This is a genomic window from Empedobacter falsenii, assembly GCF_019308355.1.
GTDB lineage: Bacteria > Bacteroidota > Bacteroidia > Flavobacteriales > Weeksellaceae > Empedobacter > Empedobacter falsenii_B.
Genome location: NZ_JAAGKM010000021.1, coordinates 1 through 18,043 on the forward strand (window position 1 = coordinate 1; position 18,043 = coordinate 18,043).

At 30.5% G+C, this 18,043-nt stretch carries 22 protein-coding genes; 6 read left to right on the forward strand and 16 right to left on the reverse strand.

Annotated elements, in window-relative coordinates; genetic code table 11:
• Positions 1 to 215: 215 nt before the first annotated feature.
• Entirely contained in the window at positions 216 to 476 is a 261-nt protein-coding gene (locus tag G0Q09_RS09285; protein WP_038333588.1) for a hypothetical protein, read from the reverse strand.
• Positions 477 to 731: 255 nt separating this feature from the next.
• Here G0Q09_RS09285 and dnaA point away from each other — a divergent pair, with 255 nt between their 5' ends.
• The 3 genes from dnaA to G0Q09_RS09300 are packed head-to-tail and all read left to right on the forward strand — an operon-like array spanning position 732 to position 3,341.
• Entirely contained in the window at positions 732 to 2,159 is a 1,428-nt protein-coding gene (gene dnaA / locus G0Q09_RS09290; RefSeq protein WP_219034696.1) for a chromosomal replication initiator protein DnaA, read from the forward strand.
• Positions 2,160 to 2,177: 18 nt separating this feature from the next.
• The gene (locus tag G0Q09_RS09295; RefSeq protein ID WP_219034670.1) at positions 2,178 to 2,624 is read left to right on the forward strand and encodes a low molecular weight protein-tyrosine-phosphatase; all 447 of its coding nucleotides are present in this window, start codon (positions 2,178 to 2,180) and stop codon (positions 2,622 to 2,624) included.
• 9 nt (positions 2,625 to 2,633) lie between these two features.
• Positions 2,634 to 3,341: an SAM-dependent methyltransferase gene (locus G0Q09_RS09300; RefSeq protein WP_219034671.1), complete on the forward strand. Its 708-nt coding sequence runs from the start codon at positions 2,634 to 2,636 to the stop codon at positions 3,339 to 3,341.
• Positions 3,342 to 3,499: 158 nt separating this feature from the next.
• On the opposite strand, the gene G0Q09_RS09305 is transcribed toward G0Q09_RS09300, so the two are convergent.
• From G0Q09_RS09305 to G0Q09_RS09315, 3 genes are all read right to left on the reverse strand, one after another.
• A complete protein-coding gene (locus G0Q09_RS09305; protein ID WP_219034672.1) occupies positions 3,500 to 3,799 on the reverse strand; it encodes a type II toxin-antitoxin system RelE/ParE family toxin in 300 nt (99 codons plus the stop codon).
• Positions 3,792 to 4,043, reverse strand: coding sequence for a type II toxin-antitoxin system ParD family antitoxin (locus G0Q09_RS09310; RefSeq protein WP_219034673.1), 252 nt, complete (start codon positions 4,041 to 4,043; stop codon positions 3,792 to 3,794). The genes G0Q09_RS09305 and G0Q09_RS09310 overlap by 8 nt, the downstream gene beginning before the upstream one ends.
• Before the next feature lie 325 nt (positions 4,044 to 4,368).
• Positions 4,369 to 4,614: a hypothetical protein gene (locus tag G0Q09_RS09315; RefSeq protein ID WP_219034674.1), complete on the reverse strand. Its 246-nt coding sequence runs from the start codon at positions 4,612 to 4,614 to the stop codon at positions 4,369 to 4,371.
• Positions 4,615 to 4,728: 114 nt separating this feature from the next.
• On the opposite strand from G0Q09_RS09315, the gene G0Q09_RS09320 reads away from it, so the two are divergent.
• Complete coding sequence (locus G0Q09_RS09320) at positions 4,729 to 5,202, forward strand: Mpo1 family 2-hydroxy fatty acid dioxygenase (RefSeq protein WP_219034675.1); 474 nt, start codon at positions 4,729 to 4,731, stop codon at positions 5,200 to 5,202.
• A 48-nt stretch (positions 5,203 to 5,250) separates the two neighbouring features.
• Here G0Q09_RS09320 and G0Q09_RS09325 read toward each other — a convergent pair whose 3' ends face one another.
• The 6 genes from G0Q09_RS09325 to G0Q09_RS09350 form a co-directional block, all read right to left on the reverse strand.
• Positions 5,251 to 5,805 (reverse strand): hypothetical protein, encoded by a 555-nt coding sequence (locus G0Q09_RS09325; RefSeq protein ID WP_219034676.1) that lies wholly within the window; start codon positions 5,803 to 5,805, stop codon positions 5,251 to 5,253.
• A gap of 134 nt (positions 5,806 to 5,939) precedes the next feature.
• The gene (locus tag G0Q09_RS09330; protein ID WP_219034677.1) at positions 5,940 to 6,578 is read right to left on the reverse strand and encodes an SGNH/GDSL hydrolase family protein; all 639 of its coding nucleotides are present in this window, start codon (positions 6,576 to 6,578) and stop codon (positions 5,940 to 5,942) included.
• Positions 6,548 to 7,006 (reverse strand): SGNH/GDSL hydrolase N-terminal domain-containing protein, encoded by a 459-nt coding sequence (locus tag G0Q09_RS09335; RefSeq protein WP_219034678.1) that lies wholly within the window; start codon positions 7,004 to 7,006, stop codon positions 6,548 to 6,550. Before G0Q09_RS09335 ends, G0Q09_RS09330 begins: the two co-directional genes overlap by 31 nt.
• 88 nt (positions 7,007 to 7,094) lie before the next feature.
• Entirely contained in the window at positions 7,095 to 8,522 is a 1,428-nt protein-coding gene (gene purB, locus G0Q09_RS09340; protein ID WP_219034679.1) for an adenylosuccinate lyase, read from the reverse strand.
• Between the two features lie 21 nt (positions 8,523 to 8,543).
• Positions 8,544 to 9,398, reverse strand: coding sequence for a fructosamine kinase family protein (locus G0Q09_RS09345; RefSeq protein WP_125349081.1), 855 nt, complete (start codon positions 9,396 to 9,398; stop codon positions 8,544 to 8,546).
• A gap of 56 nt (positions 9,399 to 9,454) precedes the next feature.
• Positions 9,455 to 10,744: an adenylosuccinate synthase gene (locus tag G0Q09_RS09350; RefSeq protein ID WP_219034680.1), complete on the reverse strand. Its 1,290-nt coding sequence runs from the start codon at positions 10,742 to 10,744 to the stop codon at positions 9,455 to 9,457.
• A gap of 230 nt (positions 10,745 to 10,974) precedes the next feature.
• On the opposite strand from G0Q09_RS09350, the gene G0Q09_RS09355 reads away from it, so the two are divergent.
• Both G0Q09_RS09355 and G0Q09_RS09360 read left to right on the forward strand, forming a co-directional pair.
• On the forward strand, positions 10,975 to 11,664 hold the full coding sequence (locus G0Q09_RS09355) for a DsbA family oxidoreductase (protein WP_219034681.1): 690 nt from the start codon (positions 10,975 to 10,977) through the stop codon (positions 11,662 to 11,664).
• Between the two features lie 60 nt (positions 11,665 to 11,724).
• On the forward strand, positions 11,725 to 12,078 hold the full coding sequence (locus G0Q09_RS09360; RefSeq protein WP_185144102.1) for a TonB-dependent receptor domain-containing protein: 354 nt from the start codon (positions 11,725 to 11,727) through the stop codon (positions 12,076 to 12,078).
• A gap of 49 nt (positions 12,079 to 12,127) precedes the next feature.
• Here G0Q09_RS09360 and G0Q09_RS09365 read toward each other — a convergent pair whose 3' ends face one another.
• From G0Q09_RS09365 to G0Q09_RS09390, 6 genes are all read right to left on the reverse strand, one after another.
• Positions 12,128 to 12,745, reverse strand: a complete 618-nt coding sequence (locus G0Q09_RS09365) for an N-acetylmuramoyl-L-alanine amidase (RefSeq protein ID WP_125349084.1) — start codon at positions 12,743 to 12,745, stop codon at positions 12,128 to 12,130.
• A 79-nt stretch (positions 12,746 to 12,824) separates the two neighbouring features.
• Positions 12,825 to 14,153, reverse strand: coding sequence for a DUF58 domain-containing protein (locus G0Q09_RS09370; protein WP_219034682.1), 1,329 nt, complete (start codon positions 14,151 to 14,153; stop codon positions 12,825 to 12,827).
• Entirely contained in the window at positions 14,153 to 15,139 is a 987-nt protein-coding gene (locus tag G0Q09_RS09375) for an AAA family ATPase (RefSeq protein WP_219034683.1), read from the reverse strand. Before G0Q09_RS09375 ends, G0Q09_RS09370 begins: the two co-directional genes overlap by 1 nt.
• Entirely contained in the window at positions 15,139 to 16,383 is a 1,245-nt protein-coding gene (locus G0Q09_RS09380) for a DUF4350 family protein (RefSeq protein ID WP_125349087.1), read from the reverse strand. Before G0Q09_RS09380 ends, G0Q09_RS09375 begins: the two co-directional genes overlap by 1 nt.
• Positions 16,380 to 17,042, reverse strand: coding sequence for a hypothetical protein (locus tag G0Q09_RS09385; protein ID WP_219034684.1), 663 nt, complete (start codon positions 17,040 to 17,042; stop codon positions 16,380 to 16,382). The genes G0Q09_RS09380 and G0Q09_RS09385 overlap by 4 nt, the downstream gene beginning before the upstream one ends.
• Positions 17,029 to 18,024, reverse strand: coding sequence for a stage II sporulation protein M (locus G0Q09_RS09390; protein ID WP_219034685.1), 996 nt, complete (start codon positions 18,022 to 18,024; stop codon positions 17,029 to 17,031). The genes G0Q09_RS09385 and G0Q09_RS09390 overlap by 14 nt, the downstream gene beginning before the upstream one ends.
• Positions 18,025 to 18,043 lie beyond the last annotated feature (19 nt).

The window sequence follows — 18,043 nt, forward strand, 5'->3', positions numbered from 1 at the left end:
TTGAAATATGGTAAGGTCAAAAATCCTAATGATTTTCCTACATTTCAAATTAATCAAAATAATAATACAATAATATTAAATAAAAACTCTACTTTTAAGTGTTCTTAACAAGGGGAAGATTACATCTCCATAATTTTCTAAAACATCATTTTAATCTTCAAAAGTAGAGAACAAAAAAAAGACTTTATCATTAATTATATAAAAAATGAAAAAGTCTATTCAGTAATTTTTTTGTAATCCATCCAACTAAAAGAAGTTTGCGAAGAATCTTTTTGCTCTTCTTTTAAGAAATCATATTGAATTTGAATAATTGTTTTGAAAGTAGGATTTGCTATTTCATAATAAAAAGTCCTTACATTTTTTTCTTCACCTTGTTCAATTCGTAAAAGAGAAAAATTATTTTTGATGCCCAAATCATTTAAATGATTTTCTACTTTGATAATTGCGAAGTCAATTTTTTCTTGTGTAATTTCCATAGTGATACAAAAATAAGAATTAATAGTTTTATAAGCCAAAATATGTCCGAAAAGATTATCTTTGCAGTACTTTTATTTTGTCTAAAACTACTTATTGATTATTTTGAATTATACAAAGTATTTTTTAATATATCAATACCTAAATCATTTTTTTTATTCAAAATTTGTTCACAATTTTGTAGAGAAGTGTTGATGAAAATTTAACATTGACTTTCAATATTTTACATTAAAACTTAAGCACTTTTGGACAATATTATGACGATAACTGCAAATTCTGTGTGGGAAAAATGCTTGTCTTTTATAAAAGATAACATTGCAGAAGATGCCTTCAATACTTGGTTTGTACCGATACGTCCGGGCAAACTAAATAATAATGTTTTAACAATACAAGTACCAAGTAAATTTTTTTACGAATGGTTAGAGGAACATTATATCAAAATTTTAAAAAGTGCCTTACAAAAAGAATTAGGTTCTGATGCAAAATTGGTATACAGTATTTTGATGGATCAAAAGTCGCAAGGACGTGAACCATTTACAGTACGTATTCCAAGTTCGAACAAAGAAAAACCTCGCCCACAAGAGGTAGAAGCGCCAATTAATTTGCAAGCTGGTAAAATGATGAATCCTTTCGTTATTCCAGGATTGCAAAAATTAAAAATTGATTCGCAATTAAATCATAATTATACATTCAATAATTTTATCGAAGGAGAATCAAACCGATTAGCACGTGCGGCTGGTCGTGCGATTGCCAAACGCCCAGGAGGAACTTCGTTCAATCCACTATTCATCTATGGTGGAGTAGGGTTAGGAAAAACTCATTTGGTGCATGCGATAGGTTTAGAAGTAAAAGATTTACACCCAGAGAAAACTGTTTTGTATGTTTCAACTGAGAAATTTACACAACAATTTATTGAAGCTGTAAAAAATAATAATCAAAATGATTTCATTCACTTTTATCAAATGATTGATGTTTTGATTATGGATGATATTCAGTTTTTATCTGGAAAAGCAAAAACGCAAGAAGTTTTTTTCCATATATTTAACCATTTACATCAAAGAGGAAATCAGATTATTTTGACTTCGGATAAATCTCCAGCAGATATCCAAGATATGGAAGATCGATTAATTTCTCGTTTCAAATGGGGATTATCAGCCGATTTGCAAAATCCTGATTATAATACACGTCTTTCTATTTTGAAACAAAAATTAGAAAACGATGGTATCGAATTTCCTGATGAAGTAATGGATTATATTGCACAAAATATTGATACAAATGTGCGTGAATTAGAAGGTTCATTAAACTCTATTATTGCGCAAGCAACATTAAATAAACGTGAAATTACGTTAGATTTAACTGCGCGTACGTTATCAAAATTAGTACAAACAGCTCGCAAAGAAATCTCGATTGATTACATTCAGAAAACAGTTTGTGAATACTTTAAAGTGAAGATTGAAGATATTCAGTCAAAAACACGTAAACGTGATGTCGTACAAGCGCGTCAATTAGCAATGTATTTTGCAAAACAATATACAAAAGCGTCTTTGGCAAGTATTGGAACACAAATCGGTAAACGTGATCACGCAACAGTTTTACACGCTTGTAAAACAGTGAAAAATTTACAAGAAACGGACAAGCAATTTCGTGGTTATATTGAAGATATTTCACGTAAAATTTCAGATTAATCTATAAATATTTTTTCAATGAAAATTTTGATGGTTTGTTTAGGTAATATTTGTCGTTCTCCGTTGGCAGAAGGAATTTTACAATCAAAGGTTGGCGACAATCATTTGGTAGATTCTGCTGGTACGGGTGATTGGCATGTTGGTGAACAACCAGATAGACGCTCGGTTGCGGTTGCTAAAAAATATGGTGTTGATATTTCTGATCAACGTGCAATGCATTTCAATCCAATTTTTTTCGATGAGTTTGATTTAATCTTTGCAATGGATAAACAAAATTTAATTAATTTGCAACAATTAGCTCGAAGCGAAGAGGAGCAAAGTAAAATCAAATTGATCTTGAAAGATGGAATAGGGCAAACGCAAAATGTTCCTGATCCTTACTACGATGGAGAAGATGCTTTCGAGCATGTTTATCAATTATTAGATGAAGCCACAGACGGAATCATCAAAAAATATAATCTTTAAAATTATACAATGAAAACGGCTAAAGTTTATTTGATTCCTTCACTTTTAGGTGAAAGCGAACACAGTAGAGTATTGCCTTTATACAATCTTGACATTATTCGAGCAATTGATACGTTTGTGGTAGAAAACGAAAAATCTGCACGTAAATTTATCAAACAAGTTTGCCCCGAAAAAGTTCAAGCCGATTTAGATATTTACATTCTAAACAAAGATACAGAGCCAGAAGAAATGTTAGATTTGATCAAATTATTGGATCAAAACAAAACGATCGGAATTATTTCCGAAGCTGGTTTACCTGCGGTTGCAGATCCAGGTGCACAGCTGGTAAAAGTTGCGCAACAGAAACGTATTCAGGTTGTGCCTTTGGTTGGTCCATCGTCTATTTTGTTGGCGTTAATGGCTTCTGGAATGAATGGTCAAAACTTTGCTTTTCACGGTTATTTACCAATCGATAAGACCGAACGTAAAAAGAAATTAGCACATTTAGAAGCTGAAAGTTCGAAGACTGGAATTGCTCAAATTTTTATGGAAACGCCTTATCGTAACAATCAAATGGTGGAAGATTTAACGAAGATTTTTCGTGCCGAAACTAAGATTTGTGTCGCGTGTCATATTACATTAGAGGACGAAGATATCCGAACATTATCTATTAAAGAATGGAAAAATGAAAAGTATGATTTTCATAAACGTCCTGCTATTTTTGTGATGCAAGCTTAATATAATTATAATTTAAAAAATAATAGATCAACACTTCGTGTTGCTTTTCACGAGTCGTTTATCCAAAGTAAATAAAATAGCCAACTTAAATTTAAGTTGGCTTTTTGGTATAATCAGTTTTTGTGGTGGAAATAGTTGAAGTGAGAAAATTAAAAAGTTTATTCTTTTATACGATTCTTCAAATCCATTTCCGCACCGAGAATTCTTGTTATTTCAATTTCATCTTTAGTTAGAATTCTATAAAAGATAATGTGTTGATTGGCTAAAAATCCGTAAAGTTCAGAATTAATCTCACTATAATTTCTTCCAATCATGGGGTTTTCGGCTAATAACTGACAAAAATTGATTAGTTCTTCATAATATTTATCCGCTTGATTCTGTGACCACAATTCAAACGTATATTCATATATTTTCGAAAGATCTTCAACAGCTTTATTTGTCAAGAAATACTTAGCCATTATTTTTTATTTTGGCTTTCAAAGTTTCGAGGTGTTTTTTTGCATCAAAATCCTCTGCAATTCCACTATCTATACCTTCTTGTATCGAATTTTTCAATAACTGAATTTTATCTTCTTCTTCTTCCAAAAGTCTCAAACCAGCTCTAATAACCTCACTTGCATTTTTGTATCTTCCTTGAGAGACTTTTGTATCAACAAATTCTTCAAAATAATTTCCCAAAGAAACAGATGTATTTCGTCCCATAACGTCTTATTTAGTTTAATAAAATAAAGTTACCAAATTTTGGTAACTATTGCTAATGTTTTAATATTGAATTTGTTTTATTTAGAAAATAGGTGGTATAGGATTCTCAATTTTATTTCTTTTTATATAATAAACTGTCATTAAAATGATACATAATGTAGCGATTGTAGTTATTCCGGTTAAAAAATAGTAGGTGGTTTTGTGTGTATTTTAACTTAATAAAATTTTATTTTCTTTCTCTATTTGAACTATATCCAAGTTATTTTTATTAGAGTTTGAAGGTGAAAAATATACTTTTACTTTGTCACCGTGGCTAATATTATTATCAAGCTCTGAATAATTTTTTAGTCATTTTGTATACTGCGAGATTTTGAGGATAATTAGAAAGTTCTAAAAAGAATATTTTAGAATTTTTGTTTGAATTTAAAATACCTTTATTTGTTATTATACCTTCAACTTGCGAATATTTAGATAAATCTTTAGAAGCTTGATTATAAAAAATATAAGTTAGTAGGGTAAAGAGTGTGATTCCAAATAGAATTGCAAATACATTTATAATTTTTGTAAACATTAATTGGATTTTGTAAGATATTTCAAGTTATATTCAAATTTACAATTATAATTTTGGTTTTAAAGTTTAATAATAAACCAAATTCAACCTATATTTAAGTTAAAATCATCCAATATGAGAAAAATAGAACAACTTTTTAGTGAATATGGAGAAAGTCATCAAAATGGAACAAACAAAACCATTCATTGGATATGTGTTCCATTAATCTTTTGGACGATTCTTGGGTTTATTTCCTACATTCCAACGCTGCATTTGTATGTTCAGAACTTTGGTTATATCAGTATAGCTTCAATCATTGCATTGGTTATTGTTTCAATATTTTATTTTAGATTATCGGTTGTCGTTGGTTTCATTATGATTTTTTTGATGTTGATTATGGAATATTTTATTTCGTTGTGCAATCTTCAATTCGGTACAAAATCTTGGATAGTTTATTTGGTGGTATTTATTATCACGTGGATTTTACAATTTGTCGGACACAAAATAGAAGGGAAGAAGCCAAGTTTTCTCAAAGATTTACAATTTTTGTTGGTCGGACCAATTTGGTTGTTGGGTTTTATTTTGAGAAAAGTTGGTATAAAGTATTAGTTATTATTCAAAGGAATTAATTTTTCGTCAGCTATTATACTCAATATTTTAACAAGGAAACCACCAATGCATATTGTATAATTTTCCATTTTTAATGAATATTTTGATATGTCCATCAGAAATGTTATGCTCATCTTCTCTTAATTGAATTACTTGTAACTTACCTTCATTATAAACGTCTATTGTCCCAATATCATTCATTGCATTTGGAAACAATTTTTTAAGTTCTGTAATAGTGGTTTGTGAGGATAATTTTTTTCCTTTGTATAAGATGTAATTATTCTTTGAAAATCTGAATTCATCAACTGCAAATTCATTTTTAGAATTTTCAAAACGAGAGCCATCTTTATAATAGTATTTATCATCCATGTTTTTGGTTCCATCTTTATTTTCGAAAATATAAGAACAAGGAGCTTCTTCTGACATCAACATTATACTATCAGCTTTACCAAAAACGTTTTCAAAATCTTTTTTGGTAAAAAATCGTTTAAGTTTTCCATTAAAAAGAATGTCATCTGTTTTCATGACTTCATTTTGATTATTATCATGTTTAGGATTTTCAGTATTTGTATTTTGAACAATATTAACTGAATTATTATTCATCTTTTTACATGAATAAAAAAATAGAATAAGGATGGTAATAATTAATCTCATAGGTTAGTTGTAATTGTTTAATAATTAGTGATTAAGTTAAGATTTTTATTGATTACATTTTAAAATTATTTTTTGAAAATAATCTATTTCTTACTCAAAATCTCATTTACTTTTTTCTCAATAGCTTCTGATAATCTGCTAAAACCTAAATCATTTGGATGAATTCCGTCTGTAGAACCTTCGTTATCCGAACCGATTAAATTATCACCTTTCAATAAATACAAATCTTTTACACCTTCTTTTATCAACGTATCGTATTGGGTTCGATAGGTTTGATTTTGTCTTGTCATATCTTCATGAGCGGTTAAATCAAATTTACTCATTGGTCGAATTAAGCTTTCTACCATCAAGATTGGTGTTTTTGGATGATATTTTCGGAGTAATTTGACGAACGGAATTGTTCTACTTTTGATCTCTTCGGGTGAACTATTTGGAACACAATCCAAGATAAACAAATCAACCCCTTGAATATCTTTGATCATTTCAGCCAATTCAATTTCAATTTTTGCACTTCCACTCAAATCAAGATTAATGAATTCATAGCCTGTTTTTCGCGTTAAAATTGATGGATAATTCATTCCAGGACGACTTGCTGACGCACCTTGTACAATGCTCGAACCATAAACCACGATTTTCTTTTTATATACAATCGGTTGATTGATAAAATTAGCAGATGCATCAATTCCTATTTTTAAGTCTGTAATTTCGTTCCAAAGTGGCAAATAAAGTATGAATTCCTTTTCTGTCTTTGATAAATTCTTGACGATATCAATTCACTTTTGATATTTTGCTGATTTGGTAAAGCCGCACCTGCAAAAATCCACTTTCCGTTTTCTTTGATATACAAATCCAACCCACGCGCCATAATTCCAGTTGTATTCGCGCCCAAATAAGTAGAACGAGTTGTCCAATCCAGTTTTATTTGTGAAGTATTCGATTTGAATGTAACATATAATCCAGCGGGAGCAGTAAATAAACCTTTTACTTTTTCAGGAAGATTTGCGTATTTGTTGGTATCGATTCTATGGTAAAAAGGTGTATTATCAAAGGCTTTTCCTTGTACAGTAAATTCTTTGTTCGTGATATATTTGATTTGTCCAACTACGTGAAAAGAACAAATAAGTGCAAAAAACAGAAAGAATTTTCTCATTGGTTATAATTGATTAAAGGTTAAAATTAAAAAAAGACTTCCAATTTGGAAGTCTTTTTTTTGTTTCTTGTGTTTGTCTTAAGCGTGTTTACACTTTAAGGTCTGTATGAGCGCCTAAAAGTGTTTTATTTTCTTCGATAATTGGATCAACCAAATCTTTTAAGAATTCTTCTGTTTGTTCAGAAGCAAATCCTGTAAAGTTTTTCGGATCTAATAATTCGACTAATTTCTCTTTGTCAATTTTTACATTTTCATCGGCAATGATACGTTCAATTAAATCGTTAGATTTTCCTTCCATTTTCACTTGTTTTGCAGCTTCCATAGAATGTGTACGGATAATTTCGTGTAATTCTTGACGATCTCCACCATTTTTAACACCTTCCATAATGATATATTCGGTTGCCATAAATGGTAATTCTTCCGCGATATGCTTCTCGATGATTTTAGGATAAACGACTAAACCATCTAAAATATTGTTCCAAATGATTAAAATTGCATCAATCGCTAAAAATGCTTGAGGTACTGCTAAGCGTTTGTTAGCCGAATCGTCCAACGTTCTTTCGAACCATTGAGTTGAAGCAACCATTGCAGGAGAAGTTGCTAAGGACATCACGTATTTCGCTAAAGAGGCGATACGCTCTGAACGCATAGGATTGCGTTTGTATGCCATTGCAGAAGATCCAATTTGATTTTTTTCGAAAGGTTCTTCAATCTCTTTTAAATTTTGTAATAAACGCAAGTCGTTTGTAAATTTATGTGCAGATTGTGCAATGTTTGATAATAATTCTAATGCTTGAGCATCAATTTTACGATCGTAAGTTTGTCCTGAAACTGCAAAAACATTTTTGAATCCGAAACGTTCAGATAATTTTTTGTCTAATGTTTTTACTTTTTGGTAATCTCCATCAAATAACTCTTTGAAAGAAGCCGCTGTTCCAGTTGTTCCTTTTACACCGCGAAAACGTAACGTATCTATTCTGAATTCTAATTCTTCTAAATCTAATAAAACAGATTGTAACCAAAGTGTTGCACGTTTTCCAACAGTTGTTAATTGTGCTGGTTGGAAATGCGTAAATCCTAAAGTTGGCAAATCTTTGTATTGACGCGCAAATTTCGCTAAACCATCAATCACATTGATTAATTGTCCTTTTACATGTTGAAATCCATCACGAATTTGAATTAAATCTGTGTTATCGCCAACAAAAGCCGAAGTAGCACCTAAATGAATAATTGCTTTTGCACTTGGTGCAACATCTCCGTACGTATGCACGTGAGCCATTACATCGTGACGAAATTTCTTTTCGTAAGCCGCAGCAACATCATAATCAATATTAGTTGCATTATCTTTTAATTCTTGAATTTGTTCGTCTGTAATATCTAATCCAAGTTCCTTTTCAATTTCTGCCAAAGCAATCCAAAGCTGTCTCCATGTTGTAAATTTTTTCTCAGGAGAAAAGATATATAGCATTTCGTCGCTACAATATCTCGATTCTAAAGGATTTTGATACTTGTTCATTGTATTTGTTTGTTTTGTTTTTTAAAATTTTTTCAAAATGGTTTGCACATCTTTCACATAATAACCTTCGAAAAGGTAAGCGTGTATCAGCAATGGAAATAATTGTGCAATCGGTAAACGCTCTTCGAAATTTGGTGCTAAAGGATTATTTTCGTGATAAGCATCAAAAAATACATCATCAAATCCTCCGAAAAGCTTTGCAATAGCCAAATCCATTTCGCGATGACCATAATAAATTGCAGGATCTATAACCGAGAATTCGCCTTTTTTATTGGCTAAAATATTTCCATTCCAAAAATCTCCGTGCAATAAAGCAGGTTTTTCTTCTGGAAATATCGAATTCAATTGTTTACATAAATTCTCTGCAGATTTTATTTGTTTTGAATTGATTAATTGTTTGTTTTGCAATAGTTTCATCATTGGCATGATGCGATTTTTTGCATAAAATTCGCTCCAAGAATCTGTTAAACTATTTGGTTGAACGACAATTGCAATGTAATTATCTTCTGACCAACCAAATTGTTTACTAGTATTTTGATGAAGTTTTGCTAAATTTTTTCCTAAGTTTTCCCAATTTACAACAGTTGGAGTAGAGGTTTCCATCCATTCTAATAATAAATATTGAAAATCTTTTCCAGCTTCGCCAACATTTACCACTTTCGGAACCGAAAATGTTTTGGTCTTTTTGATGGTTTCTAAAGCACGTGCTTCTTTCTTGAAAAGATGAGGAAAGTTGTTTGCGGAATTTACCTTTAAAAAATATTTTTTATCAAACGATTCTAATCGAAAAGCATCGTTAATATCACCACCTTTCATCGGGACGATAGAATCTATACCTAAATTCAATTGTTTTAATCGTTCTAAAATCTCGTTCATAAAAATATCTCATAAAGTTATAGCCCAACAAAAGTCAGGCTATACTATTTAATTTATTAAAATAAAGTTGTTCTAATAATGTTTTGAGAACGCTCTGGTCCAACCGAAACTAAATAGACTTCGATTCCTAAGTATTTCTCAATGTAGTGGATGTAGTCTTGCGCTGTTTGCGGTAACTCATCAAAAGATTTTACATTTGTAATATCTTCTTTCCATCCTGGTAATTCGTCGTATTGCGCTTCGTAATCAGCTAATTTTGTTGTAGAAGAAGTGAAATAATCAATGATTTTTCCGTCTTCTGTTTTGTAACCTGTACAAACTTTTACTGTATCAATATTCGACATTACATCTAATTTAGTAATTACTAAATGTGTAATTCCATTAATCATACAAGCGTGTTTCAATGCAACTAAATCTAACCAACCTGTGCGGCGTGGACGACCTGTTGACGCTCCGAATTCGTGACCAACTTGACGAATTTGTTCTCCTAATTCGTTGTCCAATTCTGTTGGGAAAGGACCGTTACCAACGCGTGTACAATATGCTTTCGAAACTCCGATCAAATTTTTCAATTTTGTAGGAGGAACTCCAGCACCAACACAAACTCCACCTGTTGTTGGAGAAGATGATGTAACGAATGGATATGTACCAAAATCGATGTCTAACATTAATGCTTGAGCACCTTCGAATAATACATTTTTACCTTCGTCAATTGCGTGGTTAATTTCTAACTCAGAATCTAAGATACGTTCTTTTAAACGCTCACCATAAGCTAAATATTTTTCGTAAATGTCTTCGAATTTTAATGGTTCTTTATTGAATAATTTTTCGAATAAAGCATTTTTAACCACTAAATTTTCTTTGATTTTTTCTGCTAAAACTTCAGGATTTAATAAATCAATTGCACGAATACCAACACGAGCTACTTTATCCTCATAACAAGGACCAATTCCGCGTTTTGTTGTACCAATTTGACTATCTTTTCCTGCAAATTCTTCACGATATTCGTCTAACAAAATGTGATAAGGCATGATGATATGCGCTCTTCTCGAGATAAAAACGTGATCTGTAGATAAACCTTTTGCTTCTAATTGTTCAGTTTCTGCAAAAAAAGCTTCAGGATTTACTACGACACCATTCGCAATAATACATTTTCCTTTGCATTGTAAAACTCCAGAAGGTAATAAGTGTAAGACAAATTTATCATCGCCTACATATACCGTATGACCAGCGTTGTTACCACCTTGGTAGCGTACAACATAATCCGATTTTTCGGCTAATACATCTGTAATTTTTCCTTTTCCCTCGTCACCCCATTGAAGACCGACTACTACGTGTGTTGACATATTGTTTGTTCGTTATTTGATTTGGAATAAAAATGAAACTAATCATCTTTTCTTGGTTCACTGCAAAGGTAATTTAAACCTTGTCTTAAACAAATTTAAAACTCAATTTAGCACGATTATTTTTCAAGATTTTGTTAATAATTTTTCAAGATAAAATTAACCGAAAAATAACCGAATCCATTCAAATAAAAAGCGTATTTTTACAAACTTTTACACCAAAAATTTCTATAATGAAAATTGAAATCTGGTCGGATGTAATGTGTCCGTTCTGTTATATCGGAAAAAAACATTTTGAACAAGCTTTAACGCAAATTCCTTATCAAGATAAAATACAGGTTGAATGGAAAAGTTTTCAGTTAAATCCTGATTTATCAAAAACTGAAATTACTTCTGTCAATGATTATTTAATCAAAACAAAAGGAATTTCGGAAGAACAAGTTTCGGCAATGAATAATCAATTGGCTGAAATGGGAAAAGCTGTTGGAATTGATTTTCAACAACAAAATTCTAAAGTTGTCAATACGGGTGATGCTCATCGATTGATTCATTTTGCGCAAACGAATGGAAAAGGTTCGGAAGCAGAAGAAAGACTTTTTAAAGCGTATTTTACAGAAGGTAAAAATGTAGCTGATTATGAAGTTTTGGCTGAATTGGGAGAAGAAATTGGTTTGAACAAAACCGAAGTTCTTGAAATGCTAAATTCTGATGCAAATGTTTTTGAAGTTGCTTCGGATATTTTAGATGCGCGTAATATTGGTGTTTCTGGCGTTCCGTTTTTCGTAATTGACCGTAAATATGCACTTTCTGGTGCTCAACCAGTCGAGTATTTCGTTTCTGCTTTGACACAAGCTTACGAAAAAGATCATTTGGACCAACCACAAAATGGTGCTTCTTGTGATGTAGACGGAAATTGTGATTAATACAATTTGCAAATAAATATAGAAAAGGACTTCAATTGAAGTCCTTTTTTTCGTTTTATATTGATTGATAATTTTCTAAAAATTGTACAATTTTTTCTGCTAATTGATTTTTATGAAAAGAGCTTTTCAAAGTTTTATATTCAATATCAGTCAACAGAAGATCATTCGTTCAATTTTAATTTTGGGCGAAGAATTCAACGACCAGCTTTTTGGGAATTAAATCCAAATAAATGGTATAGTAATCCTATTTCTTACACAGAAGGAAATCCTTTTATGCAACCAGCTTTTGTGTATAATTTCGAGTTAAGTTATGGATTCAAAGATTATTTACAAGCAAAAGTTTATTATCAAAATATACAAGATGATTTTGGTCAAATTGCCTTTCATCAAGAACAAGAATTGGATGGAAAATAGAGAAAAAACAAAAAATCTCAGAGCAAAATATTCTGAGATTTTTTTATGTCTAATTCTTCAATGCTTCAAAAATTTTATCTGCTATTTTAGGGTAATTACTTTCGTTTGTTAATATTTTTCGGTCATCGTCATTTGTCAAATAACCGATTTCAATCATAATAATTGGAACTTGTGAATCTCGTAATATTTTCGAATTTGTTTCAACAATTCCTAAGTTTTCAAAACCTAAAGAACTTATACTTGTTCCAATTTTTTCGCCAAGTATTTTACATTCTTCGAAAGTAGGATTCAATGGAGAAAGGTGAATTTCTGTTCCTTTTTTCGAATCTTTTACATTATAATTTGCGTGAATTGATAAAACCAAATCAGGTTTTATTTCATTAATCATTTTCGCACGACTTGTATTGATAATTTGTTCGTCACCTTTTCTCAATAATACAAAATCAATATCTGTAAAAGGATTTTTTTCTTGAATAATTTCTGCAATTTTCAGCGCAATATCTTTTTCCTGAAATTCATCTTTTTTTACGCCAGTATCTGTTCCTCCATGTCCAGCGTCCAAAAGGATTACGCGCTTTGTAGAAAGTGTTTTATTTTCGATAAAATTTGTTTGTGCAAAAAGACTTGTTGTTAAAATTAAACAAAAGATCTGTAATAGTTTTTTCATGGTTGTTCAGATTAAATTGACCAACTTTAAGCAATAATTGTGCTTTTTTTTCTAAATAATTGGTTAAATAAATCTTTTTTTAAAATAAACCTCGCGCTTTTATCTCTAAATATTTATTGATTAAGTTAATAGACAATTCTTGTGGTTCGCAATAAATGGTTAAAATCCCAAATTGATGCAAACGATTTATGATTAATTCTTTGTCGTAATTAAACTTTTCGGCAATTGTTTGATCGTAAATATCAGTAGTAGTCTTTGCTTTCTGATGATTAAGTTTTTTCAATTCCGAATTTTTAAATAGAATCAAAACGACAACATGCGATTTTTTAATCAATTTTAGATAAGGTAATTGACGTTCCAAACCATCAATTGTTTCAAAATTGGTATAAATAAATAAAAGCGATCGTTGCGTTAATTTTCGTTTGATATAGGCATACAATTGTCCAAAATCACTTTCCAAAAAATCAGTTTGTACATTGTATAATTTCTCCAAAATCAATTGCATTTGATGATTTTTTCTATCCGCAACAACGTGATCTTGAATTCTTTTATTAAATGTTATTAAACCTGCTTTTTCATTTTTTTGAAGTGAAATATTTGCGACAACTAAGCTAGAATTGATTGAATAATCCAACAATTTTAAACCATCAAAAGGCATTCGCATCGTTCTCCCTAAGTCAATTAACGAATAAACAGGCTGCGATTTTTCTTCCTGAAATTGATTGACCATCAGTCGATTTGCTTTTGCCGTTGCTTTCCAATTGATTAAACGATATTCGTCACCAATCGTATAATTTTTTATATTTTCAAATTCTGTATTTGTTCCAATTTTTCGAATCCTTTTCATTCCAAATTGATTCTGTAACTGAGCGGTAGAATATAATTGAAACTGTTTTAATTGCAAATAAGAAGGATAACAAGCAATCGAAATTGGTTCGTTTATTTTGATCTTTTTCTCAATCAATCCAAAAACAGAAATAAATACATTTGTTAATCCAAATTTATATGAACCTCGTTCTGTTGGTCGAATTTTGAAATCAAATTTAGTATTTTGACTACTTTTAAATCGTTTTCTAAACTGAAAATCTCTTAATTGTAATTGAACAGGAAACTCTTCTATAATCCTTACATTTAGAGGGAATTGATAATGATTTGTTACGAAAAGTTCCAATTCATTTTCATCACCATTTGAAAGTCGTTCTGGATAATTTCGAAGAACTTCAATGGAAGTTTTAGGAATATAAACCAAAAATATTTCGACAATAACACTGACGATAAAGACAAGTGTCAAAATCTTTGCAATAATGTAAATAGGAGATAGAAAAAATGCAATCACATAACAAAATGCAATGAATAATCCCGCATAAAAAAAGCGATTGGTAAGAAATAAGCTTCTGAAAAATTTCATTAACGAGGAATTTCTACGCGATCAATAATTTGCTGAATAATATGTTGTGTTGTAAAACCTTCCATCTCTTTTTCAGGAACCATCACAACGCGGTGTCCCAAAATTGTATGCGCAATTTGCTTGATATCTTCTGGAATCACAAAATCGCGTCCATTCACCGCTGCATTTGATTTTGCAGCATCTAAAATCGCGATAGAAGCACGTGGCGATGCACCCATATACAAGGTTTGATCGATTCTGGTTTGATGAACAATTGTCGCAATATACGTAATCAACGCTTCGTGTACGAAAACTGATTTTATGCGATCTTGGAACTCAATAATTTCATTTCCTGAAATTACTTTTTCTACCAACGTTTCTTTGTCAATATTCTTGCGTTCTTGTTGTTCTTTCAATAATTCAATTTCACTTTCTAACGAAGGATATTTGACATAAATCTTAAACATAAAACGATCCAATTGCGCTTCAGGTAAGCGATATGTTCCTTCTTGTTCAATTGGATTTTGAGTTGCAAAAACCAAAAAAGGAGCTTGCAAAGGATAAGTTGTTCCATCAACTGTTACTTGTCTTTCTGACATCGATTCGAATAAAGCCGCTTGAGTTTTTGCAGGCGAACGGTTAATCTCATCAATTAAAATAATATTCGAAAAAATTGGTCCTTTTTTGAACTCAAATTCATTGATTTTAGAATTTAAAATAGACGTTCCAATCACATCAGAAGGCATTAAATCTGGCGTAAACTGAATTCTACTAAAACCAGAATCTATCGTTTTTGCCAACAATTTTGCCATCATTGTTTTGGCAACTCCAGGCAAACCTTCTATCAGAGAATGTCCGTTAGAAAGCAAAGCCAAAATTAATTGATCGATAATATCATCTTGTCCGACAATTACCTTTTTCAATTCATTTTTTACAGTTTGCATTTTATGTTGTACATCCGAAAAATCGACTCTATTTTCGAATGGTTGATATGTATTTTCGCTCATTAGATATTTGCTTTTTGTTTATAGTTTTCGATGATTTGATACACAATTTTCAAATCGTGTTCATTTGGTTGATTTTTTTGATAAATATTTTTCAGAATCGTGAATTTTTCAAGACATTCTTCTTGGCTCAAATTTGCTTTTTGTGCAACAATTTCAATGAATTGTTTGTTTGTAATATCGTCTGTTTCGATTAAAAATGTTTTTCTCAATTTGTATAAAAAATAATCGATTTTCTTTGAAACAATGTCTTTTACTTCGCCATTTTCTTGGTATAAAGAGGAAATTGTCTTAGCAAATTCGACGGTATGATTTTCTTCTTTGGTATAAATTGGAATGATGCGTTGTTCGCGTTTGCTTCTAAAAATTAAAAAGAAGAAAAGTAAAACCAATAACGTAATCCAAGCAGCTTTTAGAGCTGGTTCGCTCATTATGAAACGCATCATTGATGAACTTCCTGCATAAGTTTTCGAGGTATTGTACCAAAAAATAGTTTTCCCTTTCAGTGGTTCTAAAACTGATTTAGCATAGAAATAACTGTCTTCATTTAATAAATAATAATTGGTAAAATAAATCGGTTCTGCGTGATATAAATAATAACCTTTATAATTTTTTGGTTTGATTTTTAAATAATTTGGGTAAGCCTTATCTTTATAAGTAATTGTTCCAAAAATTTCAGAATCATTTGTGATGTCGCTAAAATAATGATGTTCGATTTCTTTTTTCTTCTTTATTTTGAACAATTTATTTGTTCTAAGCTCAAAATGATCATTAATATTTATTGTCTGATTGTACAAGATATTCTCTTCAGATTCCGTAGAATCAGTTGTTGGCGTATCTGTAGAATACGTTTCTTCGTTAATATCTTCTTTTCCATTTGTGTCATCACCAAAATTGTCATAATAATCTGCAATCATCACAATTCCACCATTTTCGGCAATTTTGCTCAATAAATTTTTAGAAACTGTATCAAAATAAATTTCAGAACCGAGCACAACAACTGCATAATCTTTTGCTTTTTTAGGATCAATTTTTAATTCAGAAAGTTTTTCCAAATCTTTCATTTTCCCATTAGATAACTTCCCAAGTTCTTCGTGCATAATAAATAATCCGTACGGATCTTTACTATTTTGATAAAGGCTTACATTCCATGATTTAGGAAGCTTATAACGAAGTTTTGAGAAAGAAAATATAAAAATTCCGATCAATAAAATAGCGCCTAATAGAATACCTAATTTCTTTTTCATGAGGCTAAATATTGGTTAAACTGATTGAAATTTGTCTTGAATTCGTGGTATTTATTTTCATCAATTTTAAATTCTCCAAACCAAACTTGATTGAAAATTTTAGTATTTTGATTGAATAAAATCTTTGATTTTTCGTCTTTTATTTGATTGATAAATTGTTGATTTGTTTTCTTCGGATCCCATTCAATCCAACCTTTTTTATCTAAATTTTGTAGATTTTGATAATGCAAATAACGAATTGCTAAAGCAAAATTTTGTTCTGTTTCTGCTTTATTGATTAATGAATTCAAATTAACTTCGGCTAAATTTTCTTCGATAAAATCAAAATCAGATTCGTAATATAATTTTTTCGAATTTCGTTTAAGAATTCCACCATTTTTGTAAATACGTGTGGCAAGAAAAATTAAGAATAATCCAATTACAAAATAGAAAATGATTTCCCAAGGTAAATAAGAGAGAAATCTAAAAATACCTTCGATTATTTTTGAGAAAAAGCCAGGTTCGAATTCTTTTTTAGGTTTTGGAACATCATTATAATCAAATTCTTTTCCAGCATATTTTTCTTTGAATGCTTTAAATTCTGCTGTTTTTTCTTGTGCAAAAACAACGAATTGAATTAATAATAATGTAAATGTAAAAAATAGTCTAAATTGTTTCATTCGATTCTAAAGTTTGATTGAACGAAAAAGTTTTTTGTCTATTTTTTTGAATCGGATAAATGATGTAATACCAAATAATTAAGATTAATGAAAGGATTATTACCAATAAACTCAATACAATATTAACATCATATAAACGCGTAATAAAACCTTCGATAAATCCAGCTATAATAAACATTGGAACAGTGCTTAATAAAATCATTACCGCTTCTTTTGCTTTGATTGTGAGTGATTTTTTTCGCGATAAAGTTTTTGGAAACATAAAGCCATTTCCAAGCATTAATCCGCAAGCTCCAGCAATAATAATCACCGAAATTTCGATTGTTCCATGCATCCAAATTGCTGACATTGCCTTTCCCAAAACGCCTTCTTTGAAAAACATATAATGAAATGCACCTAACATAATTCCGTTCGAAAATAGAATATATCCTGATCCAATACTGAAAAATAATCCTAATGTAAAAGCAAAAAAAGCAACACGAATATTGTTGATGGTTATAGCTAATGTAGAGCCAGTCTGACTTCCTGATTTGTAAATTGCTGCAGGATCACCTTTTTTGATGTTCATTAACGTTTCGTCTACATATTGATTTCCTAAAATTAATCGTGTAAAATCTGGATCGAAATGCGATGATAAAACGCCAATTAAAACCGCTAAGGCAAAAATTAAGAATGAATACAACAACATTTTGTGATTTTTGTAGACTACATTTGGCACATCTTCTTTGAAAAATTGCACAAATTGATTCCCAGAAGTTCGTTGATCTTTGTAAATTGACTGATGCGCAAATAAAGCTAACTCGTTCAAATAATCTTTTGTCTTACTTTTTGGGTAATAAGTTTGAGCAAACGCCAAATCATTTGTAATTTCGATGTAGTTTTTTGCTAAAATATCTGGATGAACATCAATTTTATTTTTCAAATTATGTTCAATATCAGACCATTTAGACTTATTTTTATCAATAAAATGCGCTTCTCTCATTGTAGAGTAGTTGTTAGTG

What these genes read in the sequence shown, in the direction of transcription:
- G0Q09_RS09310 (WP_219034673.1), bottom strand. Translation starts at nt 4,043, where the DNA reads ATGGGACGAAATACATCTGTTTCTTTGGGAAATTATTTTGAAGAATTT.
- G0Q09_RS09345 (WP_125349081.1), bottom strand. Translation starts at nt 9,398, where the DNA reads ATGAACGAGATTTTAGAACGATTAAAACAATTGAATTTAGGTATAGAT.
- purB (WP_219034679.1), bottom strand. Translation starts at nt 8,522, where the DNA reads ATGAACAAGTATCAAAATCCTTTAGAATCGAGATATTGTAGCGACGAA.
- G0Q09_RS09365 (WP_125349084.1), bottom strand. Translation starts at nt 12,745, where the DNA reads ATGAAAAAACTATTACAGATCTTTTGTTTAATTTTAACAACAAGTCTT.
- G0Q09_RS09380 (WP_125349087.1), bottom strand. Translation starts at nt 16,383, where the DNA reads ATGAAAAAGAAATTAGGTATTCTATTAGGCGCTATTTTATTGATCGGA.
- G0Q09_RS09370 (WP_219034682.1), bottom strand. Translation starts at nt 14,153, where the DNA reads ATGAAATTTTTCAGAAGCTTATTTCTTACCAATCGCTTTTTTTATGCG.
- G0Q09_RS09350 (WP_219034680.1), bottom strand. Translation starts at nt 10,744, where the DNA reads ATGTCAACACACGTAGTAGTCGGTCTTCAATGGGGTGACGAGGGAAAA.
- G0Q09_RS09355 (WP_219034681.1), top strand. Translation starts at nt 10,975, where the DNA reads ATGAAAATTGAAATCTGGTCGGATGTAATGTGTCCGTTCTGTTATATC.
- G0Q09_RS09385 (WP_219034684.1), bottom strand. Translation starts at nt 17,042, where the DNA reads ATGAAACAATTTAGACTATTTTTTACATTTACATTATTATTAATTCAA.
- G0Q09_RS09325 (WP_219034676.1), bottom strand. Translation starts at nt 5,805, where the DNA reads ATGAATAATAATTCAGTTAATATTGTTCAAAATACAAATACTGAAAAT.
- G0Q09_RS09390 (WP_219034685.1), bottom strand. Translation starts at nt 18,024, where the DNA reads ATGAGAGAAGCGCATTTTATTGATAAAAATAAGTCTAAATGGTCTGAT.
- G0Q09_RS09320 (WP_219034675.1), top strand. Translation starts at nt 4,729, where the DNA reads ATGAGAAAAATAGAACAACTTTTTAGTGAATATGGAGAAAGTCATCAA.
- G0Q09_RS09335 (WP_219034678.1), bottom strand. Translation starts at nt 7,006, where the DNA reads ATGAGAAAATTCTTTCTGTTTTTTGCACTTATTTGTTCTTTTCACGTA.
- dnaA (WP_219034696.1), top strand. Translation starts at nt 732, where the DNA reads ATGACGATAACTGCAAATTCTGTGTGGGAAAAATGCTTGTCTTTTATA.
- G0Q09_RS09295 (WP_219034670.1), top strand. Translation starts at nt 2,178, where the DNA reads ATGAAAATTTTGATGGTTTGTTTAGGTAATATTTGTCGTTCTCCGTTG.
- G0Q09_RS09285 (WP_038333588.1), bottom strand. Translation starts at nt 476, where the DNA reads ATGGAAATTACACAAGAAAAAATTGACTTCGCAATTATCAAAGTAGAA.
- G0Q09_RS09305 (WP_219034672.1), bottom strand. Translation starts at nt 3,799, where the DNA reads ATGGCTAAGTATTTCTTGACAAATAAAGCTGTTGAAGATCTTTCGAAA.
- G0Q09_RS09315 (WP_219034674.1), bottom strand. Translation starts at nt 4,614, where the DNA reads ATGTTTACAAAAATTATAAATGTATTTGCAATTCTATTTGGAATCACA.
- G0Q09_RS09300 (WP_219034671.1), top strand. Translation starts at nt 2,634, where the DNA reads ATGAAAACGGCTAAAGTTTATTTGATTCCTTCACTTTTAGGTGAAAGC.
- G0Q09_RS09375 (WP_219034683.1), bottom strand. Translation starts at nt 15,139, where the DNA reads ATGAGCGAAAATACATATCAACCATTCGAAAATAGAGTCGATTTTTCG.